14 protein-coding genes are annotated in these 21,405 nt (G+C 58.5%); 10 read left to right on the top strand and 4 right to left on the bottom strand.

The window, feature by feature from the left end:
• The first annotated feature begins 95 nt into the window (after positions 1–95).
• The 3 genes from hmsP (at position 96) to MKZ79_RS15795 (ending at position 5,472) form a co-directional block, all read left to right on the top strand.
• Positions 96–2,075, top strand: coding sequence for a biofilm formation regulator HmsP (gene hmsP, locus MKZ79_RS15805; protein WP_336143495.1), 1,980 nt, complete (start codon positions 96–98; stop codon positions 2,073–2,075).
• Between the two features lie 400 nt (positions 2,076–2,475).
• A complete protein-coding gene (locus MKZ79_RS15800; RefSeq protein ID WP_336143494.1) occupies positions 2,476–3,762 on the top strand; it encodes a dicarboxylate/amino acid:cation symporter in 1,287 nt (428 codons plus the stop codon).
• A 216-nt stretch (positions 3,763–3,978) separates the two neighbouring features.
• Positions 3,979–5,472: a M16 family metallopeptidase gene (locus tag MKZ79_RS15795; protein WP_336143493.1), complete on the top strand. Its 1,494-nt coding sequence runs from the start codon at positions 3,979–3,981 to the stop codon at positions 5,470–5,472.
• Between the two features lie 68 nt (positions 5,473–5,540).
• Here the strand turns inward: MKZ79_RS15795 and MKZ79_RS15790 are convergent, their stop codons facing one another.
• On the bottom strand, positions 5,541–6,416 hold the full coding sequence (locus MKZ79_RS15790) for an alpha/beta hydrolase (protein ID WP_336143492.1): 876 nt from the start codon (positions 6,414–6,416) through the stop codon (positions 5,541–5,543).
• Positions 6,417–7,016: 600 nt separating this feature from the next.
• Here MKZ79_RS15790 and MKZ79_RS15785 point away from each other — a divergent pair.
• Both MKZ79_RS15785 and MKZ79_RS15780 read left to right on the top strand, forming a co-directional pair.
• Positions 7,017–8,009 carry an Rpn family recombination-promoting nuclease/putative transposase gene (locus MKZ79_RS15785; protein ID WP_442897167.1) on the top strand — a complete coding sequence of 331 codons (993 nt, stop codon included), beginning with the start codon at positions 7,017–7,019 and terminating at the stop codon, positions 8,007–8,009.
• 89 nt (positions 8,010–8,098) lie between these two features.
• Positions 8,099–8,320 (top strand): hypothetical protein, encoded by a 222-nt coding sequence (locus MKZ79_RS15780; RefSeq protein WP_336143491.1) that lies wholly within the window; start codon positions 8,099–8,101, stop codon positions 8,318–8,320.
• 129 nt (positions 8,321–8,449) lie between these two features.
• Here the strand turns inward: MKZ79_RS15780 and MKZ79_RS15775 are convergent, their stop codons facing one another.
• Positions 8,450–9,376: a sugar kinase gene (locus MKZ79_RS15775; protein ID WP_336143490.1), complete on the bottom strand. Its 927-nt coding sequence runs from the start codon at positions 9,374–9,376 to the stop codon at positions 8,450–8,452.
• A gap of 194 nt (positions 9,377–9,570) precedes the next feature.
• On the opposite strand from MKZ79_RS15775, the gene pdeH reads away from it, so the two are divergent.
• Together pdeH and MKZ79_RS15765 are read left to right on the top strand one after the other, a co-directional pair.
• Positions 9,571–10,341, top strand: a complete 771-nt coding sequence (gene pdeH / locus MKZ79_RS15770; protein WP_336143727.1) for a cyclic-guanylate-specific phosphodiesterase — start codon at positions 9,571–9,573, stop codon at positions 10,339–10,341.
• A 60-nt stretch (positions 10,342–10,401) separates the two neighbouring features.
• Positions 10,402–12,465, top strand: a complete 2,064-nt coding sequence (locus MKZ79_RS15765) for an AsmA family protein (protein WP_336143489.1) — start codon at positions 10,402–10,404, stop codon at positions 12,463–12,465.
• Between the two features lie 40 nt (positions 12,466–12,505).
• Here the strand turns inward: MKZ79_RS15765 and MKZ79_RS15760 are convergent, their stop codons facing one another.
• Positions 12,506–13,834, bottom strand: a complete 1,329-nt coding sequence (locus MKZ79_RS15760) for an MFS transporter (protein WP_336143488.1) — start codon at positions 13,832–13,834, stop codon at positions 12,506–12,508.
• 448 nt (positions 13,835–14,282) lie between these two features.
• Here MKZ79_RS15760 and MKZ79_RS15755 point away from each other — a divergent pair, with 448 nt between their 5' ends.
• The 3 genes from MKZ79_RS15755 to MKZ79_RS15745 are packed head-to-tail and all read left to right on the top strand — an operon-like array spanning position 14,283 to position 19,531.
• Positions 14,283–15,377 (top strand): efflux RND transporter periplasmic adaptor subunit, encoded by a 1,095-nt coding sequence (locus tag MKZ79_RS15755; RefSeq protein WP_336143487.1) that lies wholly within the window; start codon positions 14,283–14,285, stop codon positions 15,375–15,377.
• Positions 15,378–15,389: 12 nt separating this feature from the next.
• Positions 15,390–18,497, top strand: a complete 3,108-nt coding sequence (locus MKZ79_RS15750) for an efflux RND transporter permease subunit (protein WP_336143486.1) — start codon at positions 15,390–15,392, stop codon at positions 18,495–18,497.
• A complete protein-coding gene (locus MKZ79_RS15745; protein WP_336143484.1) occupies positions 18,497–19,531 on the top strand; it encodes an AI-2E family transporter in 1,035 nt (344 codons plus the stop codon). Before MKZ79_RS15750 ends, MKZ79_RS15745 begins: the two co-directional genes overlap by 1 nt.
• Here MKZ79_RS15745 and MKZ79_RS15740 read toward each other — a convergent pair.
• Positions 19,512–20,960, bottom strand: coding sequence for an alpha/beta hydrolase (locus MKZ79_RS15740; protein WP_336143483.1), 1,449 nt, complete (start codon positions 20,958–20,960; stop codon positions 19,512–19,514). The genes MKZ79_RS15745 and MKZ79_RS15740 overlap by 20 nt on opposite strands.
• Positions 20,961–21,405 lie beyond the last annotated feature (445 nt).

The following is a 21,405-nucleotide window of genomic DNA, read 5'->3' as shown; positions in this document are numbered from 1 at the left end:
CTTTCAGGGATGTCTTAACAAGTGCCTGTCATAGGATATACTCAGGGCTGTTTTTGCCGCCTTTCTGGCAGCATTCAGTTTTGCGGAGAACAGGCTTGCGCGTTAGTCGTTCCTTAACGATAAAACAGATGGCGACGGTGTCCGGCGTCGCCGTAGTCACCATACTGATTTTTATCGTCATTCAGCTTTTCCACTTTGTGCAGCAGCGCAGGATTGACTACGCCCAACAGATGGAAAACGTAGCGCATACCGTGCGTCAGCCGCTGTCGCAGTCGGTGTTGAAAGCGGATATCACCCAGGCCGAACATATTCTTAATTCGCTCAAGCCCGCCGGGATCCTGGCGCGCGCCGAAGTGGTGCTGCCGAACGGGCTGCAAACGTTGCATACCGATTTTGAACCGGCGAAGCCGGTGCCAAAGCTGATAGCCGCTATTTTTGAACTGCCCGTGCAGATCACGGTGCCGCTCTATTCGGTGGAGCCGGCCAATCCCAAACCGCTGGCGCTGCTGGTGCTGCAGGCCGACTCCTGGCGCGTTTACCAGTTTATCCTCAGCGCGCTCTCCACTATGGTGACGACCTATCTGCTGCTGGCGCTGATCCTCTCGGTGGCCATCAGCTGGTGCATCAACAAACTGATGGTCAGGCCGCTGCGCCGGATCGCCGCCGAGCTGCACGATTTACCGCCGCAGGAAGCGATTGGTCATCAGCTGGCGCTGCCCGCTCGCCATCGCGACGACGAGCTGGGTATCCTGATCCGCAGCTATAACTACAATCAGCAGATTATCGAAACGGTGCACGACGAGATGAGCCGCCTGACCACGCGCGTCGCGCTTACCGGGCTGCCTAATCAGGCGCTGTTTCTGGCGCTGCTCGAACAGCATATCGAGGCGATAGCGGACGAAGAGAGCTTCACGCTGATGGCGTTGCGTATTGAAACGCTGCAGGAGGCCAACGGCGTTATAACGGACGAGCAGCGCGACGCGCTGACGCTGACGTTGCTGGATAAGATCCGCAACTGCGTCGACAGCCAGACGGTGGTCGGTCAGCTGTCGGACAGCGATTTCGTGCTGCTGATGAAGCGCGCCAGCACGCCCGTTCGCGCTATGCGCATGGCGCGTCTGCTGCAGCTGCGCCTGACCCAGCCGGTGACGCTGCAGGAGATGCAAATCCGACCGACCATCAGCATTGGCATGGCGGCGCGCTGTTCGTGTGCGGCAGAACTGCTGAACCGGGCGGCGTCGGCGATGATGTCGGCGCGCCTTGAGGGTAAAAATCAGATCCTCTTTTTCGATCCCGCCATGACCGAGCGGGCGCACAAGCGGCTGACTCAGGAACACGCTATTTTGCAGGGCCTGAACGATGGCCGGTTCGCAGTATTTCTGCAGCCGCAGGTCGATATGCGCAATGGCCAGCTGGTCGGCGCCGAAGTACTGCTGCGGATGCACCAGCCCGATGGCAGCTGGAGCCTGCCGGAAGATCTGATCGTCAACGCGGAAGAAAACGGCGTTATCAGCGCGCTTGGCCGCTGGGTGTTCGAGGAAGCGTGCCGGATTCTGGCGGCGTGGCAACAGCGCGGTATTGCGCTGCCGCTCAGCGTGAATATATCCGCCGTACAGCTGCGCGAGCCGGACAGAGTCGCGCACCTGCGAGCGCTGATTCAGCAATACGGTATCAGGCCTGGCAGCCTGATGCTGGAAATTACCGAGACGGCGCAGGTCGGCGAACCCGAGCTGGCGCTGCGTCTGCTTAACGATCTGCAGCAGGCGGGCGTCGCCGTGGCGCTGGACGACTTCGGGATGGGCTACGCCAACCTGAACTGGCTGAGCCAGTTTAAATCGTTGCCCATCAGCAAGCTAAAAATGGATCGCAGCTTCGTCAGCGAGCTGCCTGAGGACGATACTATGGTGCGCGTGGTAGCGGCTATCGCGGAGATCGTCCAGCTGGAGGTGATCGCCGAAGGCGTGGAAACCGATGCTCAGCGCGACTGGCTGCTGGCGCGCGGCATCCATCTTGGCCAGGGCTATCTTTACGCCGAAGCGCTGCCGCCCGAAGCGTTCGAACAGCGTTATTTTTAACGGCGAGGGCGCGGATAAAAGCAAGCGCGGCGGGAGCAAAGCATCGTAAGGCAGGAATAATCGACAGGCAGGAATAATCGACGCGAAACGGCTGCGCTTTAGCGTTATGGAATAAGGCAGCGATAGATCCTGTTTTAAGCATTTTGCAACGCAGGACGTCGCTCCGCCTCCTCTCCGGCATCGGCAGAACTGCCCACCTGAATTAACCAAAACGTAACTTTTATCCGGCCTTGAGAGGCCTGTCATACCCGAAGCTGAAGTGATTCAGCTCATAAAATCAAACGCTCGTCCGCGCATAATGTAGCAGATTATATCAATCCGGTTAACGTGGTGTTACTTTTGGCCTGTTGTCAAAATAACCACAGCAATGTCACCCGCCGCAGATGTTAACGGATACTTTATGAAAACTTCCCTGTTTAAAAGCCTCTATTTTCAGGTATTAACCGCGATCGCCATCGGCGTTCTGCTGGGCCATTTTTATCCCGAGCTGGGCGCGCAGATGAAGCCGCTGGGCGACGCGTTCGTCAAGCTGATCAAGATGATTATCGCCCCGGTTATCTTCTGTACCGTCGTGACAGGCATCGCCGGTATGGAGAGCATGAAGGCCGTAGGCCGCACCGGCGCGGTAGCGCTGCTCTATTTTGAAATCGTCAGCACCATCGCGCTGATTATCGGTCTGGTTGTGGTTAACGTGCTGCAGCCGGGCGCGGGCATGAACGTCGATCCTTCCACGCTGGACGCCAAAGCCGTCGCCGTTTACGCGCAGCAGGCGGAGCAGCAGGGTATCGTCGCCTTTTTAATGGATATCATTCCCGGCAGCGTGATCGGCGCTTTCGCCAGCGGCAACATCCTGCAGGTGCTGCTGTTCGCCGTTCTGTTTGGCTTTGCGCTGCATCGTCTGGGCGACAAAGGCACGCTGGTGTTTAACTTTATCGACAGCTTCGCCAAAGTTATTTTCGGCATCATCAATATGATTATGCGCCTCGCGCCGATCGGCGCTTTTGGCGCGATGGCCTTCACCATCGGTAAGTACGGCGTGGGTTCGCTGGTGCAGCTGGGCCAGCTGATTATCTGCTTCTATATTACCTGCGTGCTGTTCGTGGTTGTGGTTCTGGGCCTGATTGCCCGCGTCACCGGCTTCAACATCTTTAAATTTATCGCTTATATCAAAGAAGAGCTGCTGATTGTGTTGGGGACTTCCTCTTCGGAATCCGCGCTGCCGCGGATGCTGGACAAGATGGAAAAGCTGGGCTGTAAAAAATCGGTGGTGGGCCTGGTGATTCCGACCGGTTACTCCTTCAATCTGGACGGAACGTCGATTTACCTGACGATGGCCGCGGTGTTTATCGCTCAGGCGACCAACGCGCATATGGATATCGTCCATCAGATCACGTTACTGGTCGTGCTGCTGCTCTCTTCAAAGGGCGCGGCGGGCGTGACGGGCAGCGGCTTTATCGTGCTGGCCGCCACGCTTTCCGCCGTCGGCCATCTGCCGGTCGCGGGCCTGGCATTGATTCTGGGCATCGACCGCTTTATGTCCGAGGCGCGAGCGCTGACTAACCTGGTAGGCAACGGCGTAGCGACCGTGGTCGTGGCGAAGTGGGTCGATCAGCTGGATGAAAAACAGCTGAAAGCGACGCTTAATGCATCGAAAAAGCCGAAGAATCTGACAGAAACCCGCCTGTAACGCTAAATATCCGCCGAAATGCCCGTCGTGACTTGCCCTCACGGCGGGCATTTGCATAATAACCCCCATTGTTTGACTATTTTTCGCTTTGCGGCGGGACATCGCCGCCGCCGCGTGGTCTAAAAAGCTGTTCGCCGGCTTCCCTGAGTTATCCTTTCCACCGATAGCCGCAGGCCGCACGCGATTTTTTTGGTTTGTGACTGACTAGGGGTTCACATGCAGGGCACCACAATTCGTCTTTTAGTGGGTGGGATAGCGCTGGCCTTCGCCAGCAGTTCGGTGCAGGCTGAAACTCTTCAACCCGATCCCGCCTGGCAGCAGGGCAAACTGGACAACGGTTTTCGCTGGCAGGTACTGACCACGCCGCAGCGCCCCAGCGACCGCGTGGAAGTCCGTCTGATGGTCGACGCCGGTTCGCTGCTGGAGAGCACTCAGCAGGCGGGCTACAGCCATCTGCTGCCGCGCCTGGCGCTGGTACATAACGCGAAGCTGGACACGGCGCAGCAGCGCTCGCTGTGGCAGCAGAGCATGAATCCGGATCGCCCGCAGCCGCCCGCGGTAACTTCTTATAATTTCACGCTCTATTCGCTCAGCCTGCCCAACAACCGTCCTGAAGTGCTGAAAGAGGCGCTGAACTGGCTGGCCGCTACCGTTGGCGATATGGCGGTCAACGAGCAGACGGTTAATACCGCGCTGAACGCCGACGATCCTATCGCCACCTGGCCTGCCGATCCGCAGGACCCCTGGTGGCGCTATCGCCTGAAGGGCTCCGCGCTGCTGGGTCACGATCCGGCTTTGCCGGTAAGCACGCCGGTGGATATGGCGAAGCTGAACGATTTCTATAAACAGTGGTATACGCCGGACGCCATGACGCTGTTCGTGGTCGGCAACGTCGAAAGCCGCGGCCTGGCGGAACAGATCAACAAAACCTTTTCGCCGCTGCAGGGCAAACGTGAAACGCCTGCGCCGGTGCCGACGCTTTCTCCGCTGCCGCAGCAGCCGATCAATCTGGTTAACGCGAATCTCAGTCAGGATCGGCTGTCGCTGGTCTGGGATAATCCGTGGCTGCCGATCCGCGACTCGCAGAATCTGCAGCGCTACTGGCAGAGCGATCTGGCGCGCGAAGCGCTGTTCTGGCACGTGCAGCGCGTGTTAAGCGACAACAAAGCGCAAAAAGTGCAGGTTGGTTTCGACTGCCGGGTGCTGTATCAGCGTGCGCAGTGCGCCATTAATCTGGACGCGGACAACAATACGCTGGCCGCGAACCTGAGCCTGGTCGCCCATGAAATGGCGAATATCCGTGATAACGGCCTGCCGCAGGAGGAGTTTGACGCGCTGATGGCGCAGAAAACCGCCGAGCTTAACAAGCTGTTCGCTACCTATGCCCGCACCAATACGGACGTGCTGATGAGCCAGCGCCTGCGCTCGCAGCAGAACGCGGTGGTGGATATCGCGCCGGAGCAATACCAGAAGCTGCGGCAGAAGTTTCTGTCGGAGCTGACGCTGCAAATGCTGAATCAGGAACTGCGCCAGCAGCTGTCGCAACCTTTGACCATGCTGCTGATGCAGCCGCAGGGCGAAGCGGAAACCAACGTGCAGGCGCTGTATGAGAGCTGGCAGAAGATTATGCAGCCAGAAGCTGGCGCGTCGCCGCCGGTTGTGGATGACACAAAGCCGGAGGTTTCGGATATTCCCGCCACGCAGAATTAACGAACGACAGGGCCGATCGGACTTAGCTCAGCCCGCTGAAAACCCGGCGTTAAGCCGGGTTTTGCGCCTTACCATTTGCGCGCGCGCAGCCATTCGTTAACCAGCATAGGCCAGCTGGCGAGCGGCAAGTCCGCCACGTTGCGGAGGCCGAAGCCGTGGCCGCCTTGCTCATAGAAATGCAGCTCGCTGGGTACGCCGTGCTCCCGCAGCGCGCTGAACATCACCATGCTGTTGTTGATTGGCACCGATTCGTCGTTCACCGCGTGGATCAGCAGCGTCTGAGGTGTTTGCGCCGTGACGCGGGTTTCCAGCGAATAGGCATCGATTTCGCGCTGGGTCGGACACTCTCCCAGCAAGCGCAGCCGCGAGCCGACGTGCGCCAGGCCTTCACGCATGCTGATCACCGGATAGAGCAGCACCAGCGCATCGGGCCTGGCGGCCAGCGAATCGGCGATATCCTGAACGGGATAGAGCTTTTCGTCAAAGCGCGTGCCCACGCTGGCCGCCACGTAGCCGCCGGCTGAAAAGCCCATCATCACGATCTTCTTGCCGTTAAGACCCCGCGCCGCGCGATGGCGCAGAACGCGCACGGCGCGCTGGGCGTCGGCTAAAGGCGCTTCGGCCGCTTCATGATGGCCGTCCTGCGGAAAACGATAGGTCATTACCGCCAGCGTGTAGCCCATCGAGGTAAAGAACACCGCTAGCGAGCTGCCTTCTTTATCGATCATAATACGTTCAAAACCGCCGCCGGGCGCCACCAGCAGCGTTACGCCGTTGCTGGTTTCCGGATACCAGAAAGCCAGCTCCGGGCAGCGCACGCCGGAAGCGGCGCGATCGAAAGGCTCATACTCTTTAGCCAGATCGACAATTTGCGGGCTGACGCGAGAATCGCTGGCGCCTGGCGCCTCACCGTGAGGCCAGATAGTGATTATTTCGGTTTTCATAAAGACTCCCGCTTCGCCCTATTTTAAAGCGCCAGACGAAACAAATGATGTAGTTTTAAACTGCTCTGAGAATAATTTTAGCATCACCTGGTTAAGGTGTTTTCGTCTACTGCTTAATGCTTAATTCGCGCGATTTCAGAATTTATCCAGCTCTATTATTCAGGCATCTTTTTCCCTTTATTGCAGAGTAAATTCGGTCAGTTTGTATTTTCCTGATATAAAATTTTTTATAAATTTAATGCGGGGGTTATCTGATAAAAAAACTCTGCGGAATAATAGTGATGTTATTTGACTTATGCCGTTAAAAAATATGTTAATAAGTGGCTGAGAGCGGTTCAGAGAAAAGGTATTTTTACGTAAACCGCTAATTTAGCAACTTAAAATCATCACCGGGTGGGTGGCAGGTAATTTTTCGGGCTGTCTCGCAATTTTTATGTCGCAGGTGAAATATTGCAGTAAATGTTAACGAGTCGCGCCGCATAATTGTTTTTCTGCCATTTTTTCCGTTGACCCACTGCTATAGAGTCCGAAAAACGATTCGGCGTGAAGCCGGTGGTGACCTGGTCGGGCAGAGGGCTGCCCGATCTTATTGAGGCAGGGATGATGAAAAAAACGCAAACCGTATCAACGCCGCACGATGCTATCTTTAAACAATTTCTGGCTGACTCGACCACGATTAAAGATTTTATCAAATTACATCTTCCGGTGGATTTACAGGAAATCTGCGATCTGACTACGCTGCAGCTGCTTTCCGGCAGCTTTATCGAGGACGATTTACGGCCTTACTACAGCGATGTGCTTTACAGTCTGAAAACAACAGAGGGCCAGGGCTATGTGCATGTGCTTATCGAGCATCAAAGCACGCCCGACAGGCATATGGCCTTCAGGCTGATGCGCTACGGCATTGCGGCTATGCGCCGTCATCTTAATGCCGGGCACGACCGCCTGCCGCTGGTGATCCCTGTGCTGTTTTATGCGGGAAAGCGTAGCCCCTATCCTTATTCGCTGAACTGGCTGGAGGATTTCGACAATCCGGCCCTGGCGAAAAAGCTCTACAGCGACGGGTTTATTTTAATCGACGTGACCACCATTCCTGACGACGAGATTATGCAGCATCGCAGTATGGCGGCTCTGACGCTGCTGCAAAAACATATTCAACAGCGGGATCTCGCCGCGCTCGCCGACAAGCTGGCGGCGGTGCTGCTGGCTGGTTATCTCTCCCAGGAGCAGGTAAAATTATTGTTCAACTACATCGTTCAGGCTGGCGAGACGGCAGACGCCGCAAAGCTTGTTCGCCAGCTTGCGGAAAAGGTGCCGCAACATGGAGAGGAACTGATGACCATTGCACAACAGCTGGAACAGAAAGGCTTTGAGAAAGGCATTCAGCAAGGGCTTGAGCGGGGAATTGAGCAGGGGCTTGAGCGGGGAATTGAGCAGGGGCTTGAGCGGGGAATTGAGCAGGGGCTTGATAAAGGGCGCAGAGAAGAGGCGCTCCGTATCGCCAGGCAACTGATGCATAACGGCTACAGCCTGGCCACCGTTAGCGATATAACCGGTATTGCCGCAGAAGAGCTGGCTTTGCTGCAGCAGTAAAGCGGACGTGCCACAATTTGTGGTAGCGTTGCGTCGGAGCGCTACTCGTCATCTGGCGGTACAAAGTGCCGCAACATGGAGAGGAACTGATGACCATTGCACAACAGCTGGAACAGAAAGGCTTTGAGAAAGGCATTCAGCAGGGGCTTGAGCAAGGACTTGAACAGGGGCTTGAGCGGGGAATTGATAAAGGGCGCAGAGAAGAGGCGCTCCGTATCGCCAGGCAACTGATGCATAACGGCTACAGCCTTGCCGCCGTTAGCGACATAACCGGTATTGCCGCAGAAGAGCTGGCTTTGCTGCAGCAGTAAAGCTGCTGTGTGGCGCCATGCATTAATGATTTGCGGCGCCATGCATCAATAGCTCAGCCGCTGTATGATTGCGCCGCCGCCGCGGTGAGGCGACAGCGCCGCTGGCCTGTGGCGCTGGCGGAAGCGTCGCTATGCCGGCATGGCAGAGAGCGGAATAATCGCCCCACGATGTTGAATAACCGTACTGGCCGTCAAATGGCCTCGCCTGGCCGCCTCTGCCACACTGCCGCCGTTCAGGCGCACGGCCAGATAGCCTGCGCTGAAAGAGTCTCCGGCCGCCGTGGTGTCCACAATACGCTCTGGTGGAAGCGCCTGCGCAGGAACCTCGACCAGCGGCTCGTCAGCCAGCGACACCAGACAGGATTCCGATCCGCGCTTGATTGCCACTTCGACAACGCCCGCCGCATGCGTTCTGGCGATAACCTCATCCACGCTGGTTTCGCCCCAGAGCAAATGCTCATCGTCCAGCGTCAGGAAGGCGATATCGGTAACGGCCAGCATCGCCCGATAAGCCGTTTGAGCTTCCTGAACGGAAGCCCAGAGCCGTGGACGATAATTATTGTCGAAGATAACCTGGCCGCCGTTACTGCGACAGCGCGCCAGCAGCGCCAGCAGCTTCTCACGTCCCGCAGGCGTGAGAATGGCGAGGCTGATGCCGCTCAGGTAGAGATAGTCGAACTGCGCCAGCTGCTGGCAAATCTCATCGGCCCGTTCGCCTTCCAGCCAGAAACGGGCCGCCGCGTCATTGCGCCAGTAATAGAAGGTGCGCTCGCCGCGGGCATCGGTTTCAATCACGTAAAGGCCGGGCAGTTTATTCTCCATGCGCTGGATAAGCGCGGTCTGCACTTTTTCCTGCTGCCAGGCCGCCAGCATCTCGCTGCTGAACGTGTCCGTACCCAGCGCGGTCACATAGTGAACCTCCAGCTGGCTGGTTTGCCGGGCAAGGTAAACCGCCGTATTTAGCGTATCGCCGCCAAAGCCCCGGCTCAGGCCATTTTCCTTTTGGGACAGCTCAATCATACATTCGCCGATAACGGCGATTTTTTTCCTGGTCATGATAATCCGCTCGCTGGTTTTTTCGCCCAGTTTCGCCGCGCAGCCCGCCGCAGTCAATAATTTAAAACGCTGTTTTATTTTTCTCAAGGCCAAAGCGCGCCGGCAACAATGCGATAAAGTTATATAGCCAAATGCCGATACTGATTGCTGAAGCCTCATCCAATATGGCCGTAGAAAATTATAAGGATCTCACTATGGTGCTGAAGAACATCAGACACCGGCTTCCTCCCTCAACTGTCCTGAAACAGCAGCAGGAGCGACTTTACTGGCGACAGTGTCAGCGCACCTATACGTTTCAACCGATCTACCGGGTAACCGGCAGCCTGATGGCAATTGAGTTGCTCACCGCGGTGTTTCATCCTGCCGCGCCGGAGCAAAGACTATCGCCGGAGTCCTATTTTGCCGCGCTTGATACCGCAGAGCGGGTGCTGATTATTCGCGAGCAGCTGGAGCTGCTGGAAACCTGGCAAGCAAAATTTGTCGAAGGCGGTATGGTGGCCTCGGTCAATATTGACGGCCCGACGCTGCAGGCGGTACGGCATAACCCGGCGGTTCGACAGCTGATCGCACGCTCTCCCTGGGTACGTTTCGAACTGGTCGAGCACCATGTGCTGCCGCAAGAAGAGCTGGTGGCGCAGATGCCGGAGCTGGGGCCGCTGTGGCTGGATGATTTTGGTTCAGGCATGGCGAATTTTTCCGCGCTGTCCGAGCTGAAATATGACTATATCAAGCTGGCGCGCGAGCTGTTTATCCTGCTGAGAGACTCGGAAGAGGGGCGCAGCCTGTTTAATATGCTGCTGGCGCTGATCAATCGCTATTGCAAAGGGGTAATAGTAGAAGGCGTCGAGACGCTGGAAGAGTGGCACCAGGTGCAAAACTCCTTCGCCTGCGCCGCGCAGGGCTACTACTTTTCTCGTCCTGTGCCGTTCGATCGTCTGGCGACGCTGCCGCTCTCCCTGGCATAATGCCGTTTTCTCCGCGCTCGTCTATCTTTACTGAAGACGAAGCGAGCAAGGAGATAAACAGTGTCGCGCACGGGAAAAGTAATTAGCTGGGTGGTTGGGATTTTTTTGTTGCTGGTTGTAGTGGTGGTAGTGGTTATCGCGACATTTGACTGGAACCGCCTGAAGCCAACGATCAACGAGAAAGTCTCTACGGAGCTGAATCGTCCTTTCGCCATTCGCGGCGACCTGGGCGTCGCCTGGGAACGCAACCGCGACGAGCCAGGCTGGCGTAGCTGGGTGCCGTGGCCGCATCTGCACGCGCAGGATATTCTGCTGGGCAACCCGCCTGAAATCGCTGATATCACCATGGTGCATCTGCAACGCGCGGACGCGACGCTGGCACCGCTGGCGCTGCTGCATAAAGAAGTTTTTATTCCGTGGATTAAGCTGGAGCAGCCCGATGCGCGTCTGATCCAGACCGCAGACGGCAAGAATAACTGGACGTTCAATCTGGCCGCCGGCGACAGCGCCGAAGCCGACAAGCAGCCTTCAGCGTGGCGTTTCCGCCTGGACAACATCATGTTCGATCAGGGGAAAATTGCTTACCGCGACGCCATTAACAAGGCGGACGTACAGGTTACGGTCAATCCGCTGGGCAAGCCTGTTCCCTATGCCCAACTGGCGGGCGGCAAAGATGAAGCGGGCCAAAAAGGCGCTTCTGACTTTATCTTCGGCTGGAAGGCGGCCGGCACCTATAATGATGAAAAACTGACCGGCGACGGAAAAATCGGCGGTATGCTGTCGCTGCGCAGCAAAACCAATCCTTTCCCTGTTCAGGCCGACGTACGCAATGGCGCTACCCGCGTGCAGATAGCGGGCAGCCTGCAGGATCCGATGAATCTGGGCGGACTGAATATCCGTTTGCGCTTCTCTGGCGACACGTTGGCTGACCTTTATGGCCTGACTGGCGTACTGCTGCCGGATACGCCGCCTTATGAAACCGACGGTCATCTGATCGCTCGCTTCCAGCAAAAAGGCGGGCCGGTTTTTGATTACAAGGATTTCAACGGCCATATCGGCGACAGCGATATTCACGGCTCGCTGACCTACAGTCAGATCAAACCGCGGCCGAAGCTCGAAGGCTCGCTGGAGTCGCGTCAGCTGCGCATGGCCGATTTGGGGCCGCTGATCGGCGTAAACTCCGGCAAAGGCAGCGAAAAAACGGCGAAAGCGAAGGCGAAAAGAGGCGACGCAGCCAGCCAGCCTGCAGATCGCGTGCTGCCGCACGACAAGTTTGATACCAAAAGCTGGGACGCCATGGACGCTGATGTGAAGTTCAGCGGCAAACGCATCGAACACAGCAACTCACTGCCGATTAGCGATCTCTATACGCATCTGGTACTGAAAAACGGCGACCTGCTGCTGGACCCGCTGCGTTTCGGCGTAGCGGGCGGCAATCTCAACTCCACTATTCGTATGGAAGGCGATCGTACGCCGATGCGCGCGCGCGCCGATCTACATGCGCGCAACCTGAAGCTGAAACAGCTCTTCCCCGGTGTGGAATCGATGCAGAGCAGTATGGGACAGATTAACGGCGACGCCACGCTGAACGGCACCGGCAATTCGGTCGCTGATATTCTGGCGACCAGCGACGGCAGCGTGAAGCTGTTGATGAACGATGGCGTGATCAGCCGTAACCTGATGGAAATCGTGGGCCTGAACGTCGGCAACTATGTGGTCGGCAAGCTGTTCGGCGACGATGAAGTCCGTATCAACTGCGCGGCGGCGGATCTGAACGTTGAAAACGGCCTGGCGTCCACCAAACTTTTTGTGTTCGACACGGAGAACGCGGTGATCAATATCAGCGGCACCACCAACTTCGCTAATGAACGAATGGATTTATCGATCGATCCGGAAAGCAAAGGCGTACGTATCGTGACGCTGCGCTCGCCGCTCTATGTCAAAGGCACCTTTAAGGATCCGGATGCGGGCGTGAAAGCCGGCCCGCTGATCGCCCGCGGCGCCGCGGCCGTCGCTCTTGGCGCGGTAGTCGCGCCTGCCGCCGCGCTGCTGGCGCTGATTTCCCCCAGCGACAATGAGCAGAATCAGTGCGTCAACGTGCTGCAGCAGATGAAAAAGAAATAGCGGACAAGCAAAAACCGGCCTTCAGGCCGGTTTTTTTCGCTCAGTCGAACAGCGATTCGTGCCGGGTTTCGCGGCTGGCAAACAGCGCAAATAGCGTCAGGCAGGCCATAGCGGCCAGATAGACGCCGACATAGAACAGGCCATACGTGTGCGCCAGCCAGGTCGCGATATAGGGCGCGACCGAGGCGCCGAGAATCGACGACAAATTGTAGGAGAAAGAGGCGCCGGTATAGCGAACCTCAGTAGGGAAAAGCTCCGGCAGCAGCGCGCCCATTGGGCCGAAGGTCAGTCCCATGATGCTTAATCCGCACAGCAGAAAAGCCATCACCAGCAGCTGATTGCCGGAACCCAGCATGAACGGGAAGATCAGCGCGAAGGCGATAATCATCAGCGTAATGACGATCATTGTGCCGCGACGGCCAAAACGATCGGCCAGCAGGCCCGCAATCGGCACCATAACGCCGAAGCCGAGCACCGCCAGCATCAGCATCCACAGCATGGTGTTGCGCTCAAACCCCAGCCCGTTGGGCGCTGCCGTAGTGCCGTAGGTCATGGAATAAACGGTCATAATATAGAACAGCGTATAGGTCGCCAGCATGATAAAGGTGCCGAGAACGGTGGCTTTAAGATGCTTCGACAGCAGCGTACCGATCGGCACTTTCACCTGCTTTTTCTCTTTTTTCGCTTTGGCGAAAACCGGCGATTCGTTCAGCGAAACACGCACGTAGAGGCCGATCAGTACCAGCACGGCGGAGAGAATAAAGGGCACGCGCCAGCCCCATTGCATAAACTGATCGTCGCTCAGCAGCCAGGAGAGCAGCAGGAAGGTGCCGTTAGCGAAAAAGAAGCCGATCGGCGCGCCAAGCTGTGGGAAAGAGCCGTAAAGCGCGCGCTTTTTCGCGGGCGCGTTTTCCGTCGCCAGCAGCGCCGCGCCGCCCCATTCGCCGCCCAGACCCAAACCCTGGCCGAAGCGCGCCAGCGCCAGCAGCAGCGGCGCAAACACGCCGATAGTGTCATAGCCCGGCAGCAGGCCGATCACCACGGTGGAAATACCCATAGTCAACAGCGAGGCGACCAATGTTACTTTACGGCCCGCACGATCGCCGAAGTGACCGAATACTGCCGAGCCGATAGGCCGGGCCACAAAAGCGATAGCGAAGGTGGCCAGCGACTGTAGCGTTGCGACGGTAGCGTCTCCCTGCGGAAAGAAGATATGCGGGAAAACAATCACCGCCGCCGTAGCGTAGATATAGAAATCGAAAAATTCGATAGCGGTACCGACCAGAGAAGCGACCACAACCTTGCCCCGTGAATTTACGGGCTGGGCGTCCTGTTCGGCGTCGAGCGATGGAGCGATGGAGGCTTGCATAATCATTTCTTATTTGTAATACGTGAAAAGGAATCTTACGCACTGGTTTCTGTTGGTTCAATGGTCAAAAGCCGGCGAAAAGACGCGCGGCGGCGGGAAAAGAGGATCGTGCGTGAGATAGTCTCGTCGCTGGCTGATAGCCGGGGAAAATGACGGTTTTATGGCAATATTCACCAGCAAAGAAGCGATAAAAAGTGTCCCCGGATTAAAAATATCGGACGGTGAGCGTTTTTAAGGCGCCTGACGCTATTTTCGGCTGATAAAAGCGGCGCGCTCCCGAGCGACGGCGATGAAAAGGCGTTTCGCCAGCAAGTAAATCAACCCTAAATCAACCCTGCATTTCCCACAAAATTCAGCTTTTTCCTGATCGAAAACAGCCTGCCGCCGCCAGCGGTAAATAGACTCTCCTTACTTTTTGCCTCCTGAATTTCTGAAAGGTTTTGCCCGGATGCGACTCACTACTTTGCGCGCGCTGACGCGCCTTTTACCTCTGCTGTTTGCTTTTTCCGTGTCGGCAGCGGCGCCGCCCGTTACCGTAATAACGTTGACCAGCGAAAAAGTCGCCAATCCCCGCAGCTATCTGGGCCGTATCGAGGCGTTGCGACAGGTCGATGTGATGGCGCGTACGGAAGGCGTTATCGCCAAACGCTATTTCAGAAACGGCGAAAACGTGAAGGAAGGGCAGCTGCTGTTTGAGATCGATTCGGCAGAGCATCGCGCGGCGCTGGCGCGCAGCCAGGCGCAGGTTAATAACGCGGCGGCGAAGGCCAGCAACGCGCAGCTGCATCTCAATCGCCTGCAGCAGCTGGGCGCAGGCACGGCGGTCAGCCAGTCTGAACTGGATAACGCGCTGGCCGAACGCGATATGGCGCGCGCCGCGCTGAAAGAGGCGGAGGCGCTGTTGCAGACCCAGCGGCTGAATCTGGCTTTTACCCGGATTACCGCGCCGATTGGCGGACGAGCGGGCCACAGCGCTATTCATGAAGGCGCGCTGGTCAATCCGGCACGCGGGCCGCTGGTCAGGCTGAAGCAGCTCGATCCCGTGCATGTGGTGATAGCGATTAACGAGCGCGACTACCTGGCCGACTGGCAGAAAACGCTAACCGCCGATATGCAAAAAGCGAACGCGGCGGTGACGGCCCGGCTGCAGCTGGCGAACGGCGTGGCTTATCCCTTCAAAGGAAAGTTTTTCTCCGTTGATAACCATATTGATAACCATACCGGCACCGTGGCGATTAGCCTGGAGTTCGCTAATCCGGAGCATCTGCTGCTGCCGGGCGGCGTCGTCAACGTGCAGCTGCAGCCGGAAGCGCAGGATCGGCTGCTGCTGCCCGCCGCGGCGCTGCAGCAGGACAGCGGCGGCTATTTTGTCCTGCGAGTTAATCACGAGCAGCAGGTAGAGCGCGTCGCTATCGAACCAGGCGCGCAGATAGCGCAGCGCTATATCGTGACTTCCGGCCTTAATGCGGGCGATCGCGTCATTGTCGCGGGGATGCAGCGGGTCAGGCCAGGTATGCAGGTTATCGCCAGCGAAGCGCCATAAGGAACCGAGCCGATGCTGAACTTTTTTATCAGACGACCTAAATTCGCGATGGTTGTCGCGCTAATTATCGCGCTGAGCGGCGCGGTGGCGCTGAGAGTTATCCCGGTCGAGCAATTTCCGCAGATCACGCCGCCGGTTATCAGCGTGTCGGCGCTCTATCCCGGCGCCAGCGCGCGCGACGTGGCTGAAGCGGTCGGCGCGCCGATCGAGGCGCAGATCAACGGCGTCAGCAATATGCTCTATATGGAGTCGACCAGCGGCAATAACGGCAGCTATCAGCTAAGCATCACCTTTGCCAGCGGCACCGATCCCGATATGGCGGCGGTGGAAGTGCAGAACCGGCTGTCGCAGATCAGCGCGCGTCTGCCTGCTGAGGTCAATCAAAACGGCATCGCCGTCCGCAAACGCGCCAGCAATATTCTGATGAGCATCAGCGTGCTGTCGCCCAATAATACGCTGGACCCGCTCTATCTCAGCAATTACACCTCGGTAAGGCTGCGCGACGCGCTGGCGCGTATCAAGGGCGTCGGCGACGTGCAGGTGTTCGGCGCACGCGATTACAGTATGCGTATCTGGCTTGATCCGCACCGTATGGAAGCGCTAAACATTACGACGGACGAGGTGGTGCAGGCTTTACGCCAGCAAAACGTGCAGGCGGCTGCCGGACAAATCGGCGCCGCGCCTTCGTCTGCGGCGCAGCAAACCGTACTGACCATCAGCGGCCAGGGCAGGCTGATGACGCCGGAAGCTTTCGCCAGCGTCGTGCTGCGCAGCAACGAACGCGGCGGTATGGTGCGCGTCGGCGATATCGCCAGCACCGAGCTGGGCGCGCAGAATTACCAGGTCAACGCCGCGCTGAACAATAATCAGGGCGCTTTTCTGATGGTGTATCCCGCGCCGGCGGCCAATGCGCTCAGCGTGGTGAAAGCGGTGCGTAAGGAGATGAGCAAACAGGCGCAGGTTTTCCCGCCGGATATGGAATACCAAATCAAGTTCGACGCTACCACGCCGGTGACCGCCACGCTGCATGAGATTGCCTTCTCACTGCTGGTTACGCTGATCGTGGTATTAGCGATCGTCTGGTTGTTTTTACAGAGCCTGCGCGCGACTTTTATCGTGGCGCTGACCATTCCGGTGTCGCTGCTCGGCACCTTCGCCGTGCTGCTGACGGCGGGCTATTCGGCCAATACGCTAAGCCTGTTCGCGATTATCCTGGCGCTGACCATCGTGGTGGATGACGCCATCGTGGTGGTGGAAAACGTCGAGCGCCTGCTGACGGAAGAGCCGTCGCTGACGTCAGCCGACGCGACGCGCAAAGCGCTTAAACAGATAGCTGGCCCCATTATCGCCACCACGCTGGTGCTGCTGGCGGTTTTTGTGCCGACCGCCGTGCTGCCGGGTATCGTCGGCGAGCTTTACCGGCAGTTCGCCGTCACGCTGTCGGCAGCGATGGTGCTCTCCAGCGTTTGCGCGCTGACGCTGACGCCCGCGCTTTGCGCCTGTTTGCTGCGGCGGCGCGTGGTGCCGACTAAAGGCGCGCTGACGGCCTTTAACCGCCTGGTCGACCGCGCGCGCGACGGTTACGTCTTGCTTTCCCACAAAATCAATCGCTACGCCACCACTACCCTCGTGGTGATCCTGGCGGCGGGCGCCGTTACCTGGCTGAGCTATCAGCAGCTGCCCGGCGGCTTTTTACCGCAGGAGGACGAAGGCTATCTGTTTATCAACGTCCAGCTGCCGGACGGCGCGGCGCTGCCGAGAACGCAGCAGGTGATGGAAGCGATGTTTAAGGTCGTGAAGCACAATCCGGCGGTGGAGGACGTGATTAAAATTACCGGCTTCAGCCTGCTGGGCGGCGGCAATGCGCCCAACAGCGGCTTTGGCATCGTGCTGCTGAAAAACTGGCACGAACGCGCGCCGATAGAGCAGGTGCTGCCGCAGCTTCAGCAGCAGCTGGCCGCGATTCCTTCCGCCACGATTATGGCTTTCGTGCCGCCGCCGGTCAGCGGCCTGGGCAACGCCGCCGGTTTCGACCTGCGTATCCAGGCGCTGGAAGGGCAGTCGCCGCAGGAGCTGGCGCAGGCGGCTCACGCCGTGATTAGGGCCGCAAATCAGCATCCTCAGCTTAGTCGGGTGTTTACCACCTTCAGCGCCACGGTGCCGGAGATGAGCCTGACGATCGATCGGGAACGCGCCGCGCTGATGCAGGTGCCCGTCAGCCGCATCTTCTCCGCGCTGCAAACCGCGCTTGGCGGCAGCGACGCGGGCGATTTCACCTGGAACGCGCGTCAGTTCAGGGTACAGGTGCAAAACGAGACGCGCTTCCGCCAGTACAGCGATCAGCTGTTGAATCTGACGGTACGCAGCGATAGCGGCGCCCAGATCAGGCTGAACCAGCTGGTGACGCTGACGCCGTCGCTTGGCGCGCCTTACATTATGCAGTACAACCAGTTTCCTGCGCTGGCCGTCAGCGGCTCCGGCGCGGAGGGCGTCAGCTCCGGTCAGGCGATGCAGGCGATGGCCGAGGTGCTGGCGCAGCATCTGCCGCAGGGCTACGACTACAGCTGGAACGGCATGTCCTGGCAGGAGCAGCAGGCCGGCAACCAGGCGGTGCTGATCTATCTGGCGGCCGTGCTGTTCGCCTGGCTCTTCCTGGTGGCGCAGTATGAGAGCTGGAGCGTGCCGCTGGCGGTGATGCTGTCGGTGGTTTTCGCCGCCGCTGGCGCGGTGGCTGGTTTACACCTGATGGGCTTTACCAACGACGTCTATGCGCAGATCGGTCTGGTGCTGCTGATGGGGCTGGCCGCTAAAAACGCTATTCTGGTGGTGGAGTTCGCCCGCGATCGCCGGGCCAGCGGCGTGCCGATCGGCAAGGCGGCGAAGCAGGCCGCCGGCCAGCGTTTCCGCGCGGTGATGATGACCGCCATCTCCTTTATCGTCGGCGTGCTGCCGCTGGTGATGGCCAGCGGCGCGGGCGCGGCCAGCCGCCAGATTATCGGGATAACGGTTTTTGGCGGTATGCTCGCGGCCACGCTGTTCGGCATGTTGTTTATTCCCGCGTTGTGGCTGCATATCCAGCGTCTGCGGGAGTGGAGCAAGCGCCCGCGCGGTGAACGCTGATGACCCGGCGCGATCGGGCCTTCAAAGCCGTCGTCATGCTAGGCATGCTGGTGATTATCTTCGCCGGCGTACGGGCAAGCGCCGAAATCGTAGTGCCCTTTATTCTGGCGCTGTTTGTGGCGGTGATCCTGAATCCGTTAGTGAAGCTGCTGCAGCGCATCGGTCTGCCGCGATTGCCGGGGATCGCGCTGGTTATCGGCGTTATCGTGCTGGCGGGCGCGCTGCTGCTGACCACGCTGGTGACGATGCTGAATGATTTCGCCCGCACGCTGCCGCAATACCGCCTGGTGATGATGTTGTGGCTGCAAGAGGCGCAGCAGCTGATGGCGCGCTTTGGCATCTCTTTCTCTTTGAACGAAGCGATGGCGCTGGCCGATCCCAACGCGGCGATCAACCTGGTTAGCCGGCTGGTTTCACAGCTTTCCGGGGCGATCAGCGGCCTCTTTCTGCTGCTGATGACGGTGGTTTTTATGCTGTTTGAAGCGCCTTTACTGACGAAAAAGCTGCAGCGCGTCCTCAGTCGGCCCGGCGCCGGCATGGCGGCGATCCAGCGCGCGCTCGACAGCGTCAGCCGCTATCTGATTCTGAAAACCGCCATCAGCCTGCTGACCGGCGTGGTGGTCTGGCTGCTACTGTGGCTGATGGGCGTACGCTTCGCGCTGTTGTGGAGCGTGCTGGCCTTCGCGCTGAACTATATCCCTAATATCGGCTCGGTTATCGCCGCGGTGCCGCCCGTTATCCAGGCGCTGATCTTTAACGGCAGCTGGGAAGGCGTGGTGGTGGCCTGCGGCTATCTACTGATCAACCTGGTGATCGGCAATATGCTGGAGCCGCGCTGGATGGGACGCGGTCTGGGGTTATCCACGCTGGTGGTTTTTCTGTCGCTGATCTTCTGGGGCTGGCTGTTAGGGCTGGTCGGGATGCTGCTCTCCGTGCCGCTGACCATAGTAGCGAAGATCGCGCTGGAGCAGGCGCCGGGCGGCAAGCGGCTGGCGCTGCTGCTCGGCGACGATCTTACTGCAGCGTCTGATTGATGCGCTGCCGCATCCACGGCCAGAAGGGATTGGAGGCCTGTCGCATCAGCATATCCAGACTAACCATCAGTACGGCGCGTTCGCCGCGCGGCGTCAGGATACCAAAGCTGACACCGAACTCGTTGGGTTTGGCTGGCAGACGGCCATAGAGCGAATCACTGAGCGGGAAGGGCAGTGCGACGTGAGAGAGCGAATAGACGTCCGCCGGATAACTGATGCCGAGCGGCGCGCTGACGGTCGTTGCAGAACCGGCTGGCGTGGTGCGGGCAACGGCGCTGTTGCTGTCTGGCGCGGCGTTGGTCACCAGGGTAACGGCATAGTTGCGCGGCGTTGGCGGCAGCAGGTTTTCCGCCGCATGTAGCGCCGCGGGCCGCATTAGCGGCGAAAGACGTACCGAACGGTTGACGTCGAAAAGCACCAGTTCGCTGCCGTTGGCGGGCAGCAAATTATAAAGACCTCGCACCACTGCGGGCGTACTTACCGTCGCGTCGGCCACCGACTGAAAAGTCAGCACCGGCGGCAGTTTTTCCAGCAGGCTGCTTTCCCTGTCGCGGTGCAGCTGGCTTTGCAGCGCGCTGGTCAGCAGCCAGGATTGTCGCGCCGCCTTCACCGGAAAAGAGTTGTATTTAAAAGGATTAAATTCCGGCAGGATGCTGAGCCACGCCGAACGGGCGAAAGCCGGCAGCAGCGAAGGCAAACCGGCCAGGCCCGCGTAGCGCGCGTAGCTGCTGACGCCAATCATCGGCGAGATCAGAATCAGCCGGTTTGGCCGCGGCAGCGCAGGATCTTCCAGCGCATCCAGCGTATATTTCATCGCCAGCGCGCCGCCGTTGGAGAAGCCCACGATCTGCAGCGGCGCGCCGGCAGGGATCAGCTTCTGCGCTTCCCGCACCGCCAGCCTGGTCGCCGCCAGCCAGTCTTCCCATTCGATGCGGGTCAGCGAAGCCGGCACGGTGCCGTGACCCGGCAGGCGAATAGCGACCACGGCGTAGCCCTGTTGCTGATAGTCGGCGGCAAAATGGCGCAGGCTGTAGGGCGAATCCGTCAGGCCGTGCAGCAACACAACCGCGCCGCGAGGCTTGCCGTCGGGCAGCAGCTGGTAAGAACGATTCCAGTCGGTAGCGAAACGCGCCGGATAAACCGGGCTCTGTTCGGCATAGCGGTTATAGGTTTCCGCGCTGCTTTCCGGCAGCCTGTCGCTGACGTTGCGTTTCATCTCCGTAAAAATGCGCTGCTCGTTACGCAGATAGCCTGCCCAGTCGCTGCGATCCAGCTGGCTGTCGCTCAGCTCCTCCGGCAGCCAGGTATGCCAGAGCTGCAGGGCTGGCCCACGTTCGGTAACGGCGACGCGCAGCGCCAGCAGGATGATGATAACCAGCGCCAGCAGCAGCAGCAGCCGTCTTATCCAGAATCGTGTGCGTTGTAGCATGGCTTTTCTCTTCGGCAATTTCCGCTGGAAGTATAGAGGAAATCAGCGGCCTGGCGTTGATCGGCGTCAGCCCGCCAAAGCGTCTCGGCGAAGCGCCCTGGCAACCACGGACTAAATCGCGCCGGTTGACGGATGGTTTAGGAAAAAAATGGCGGTTAATTACGGTACGTTACTTTTTAACCGTATGAATAATATATGATTTATCTGCGATAAATCAGGGGTCAGGCCCGGATCCAGACAGGTTTACTTCGCCGCCATGCAGGATTATAGTGGCGACGAATTTTTCAACGGAGCCATAAATTGGACAGTCATTCTTCTTGTTGTAACTGATAAGGCAGGCTACGCCGTTTGCTTGCCGAAAAACCGGTGGGCACTGTTTTACTCTCTCCTGAGCATCACATCCCCGTCATTCATTTTTTTTCCCGCGCAGCTGCCGGGCAAGGAT

It is taken from the genome of Erwinia sp. CGal63 (assembly GCF_037026505.1).
In the GTDB taxonomy this organism is placed as follows: domain Bacteria; phylum Pseudomonadota; class Gammaproteobacteria; order Enterobacterales; family Enterobacteriaceae; genus Erwinia.
The sequence above is the reverse complement of the archived record's forward strand: the minus strand, read 5'-3'. Positions and strand labels throughout refer to the sequence as shown.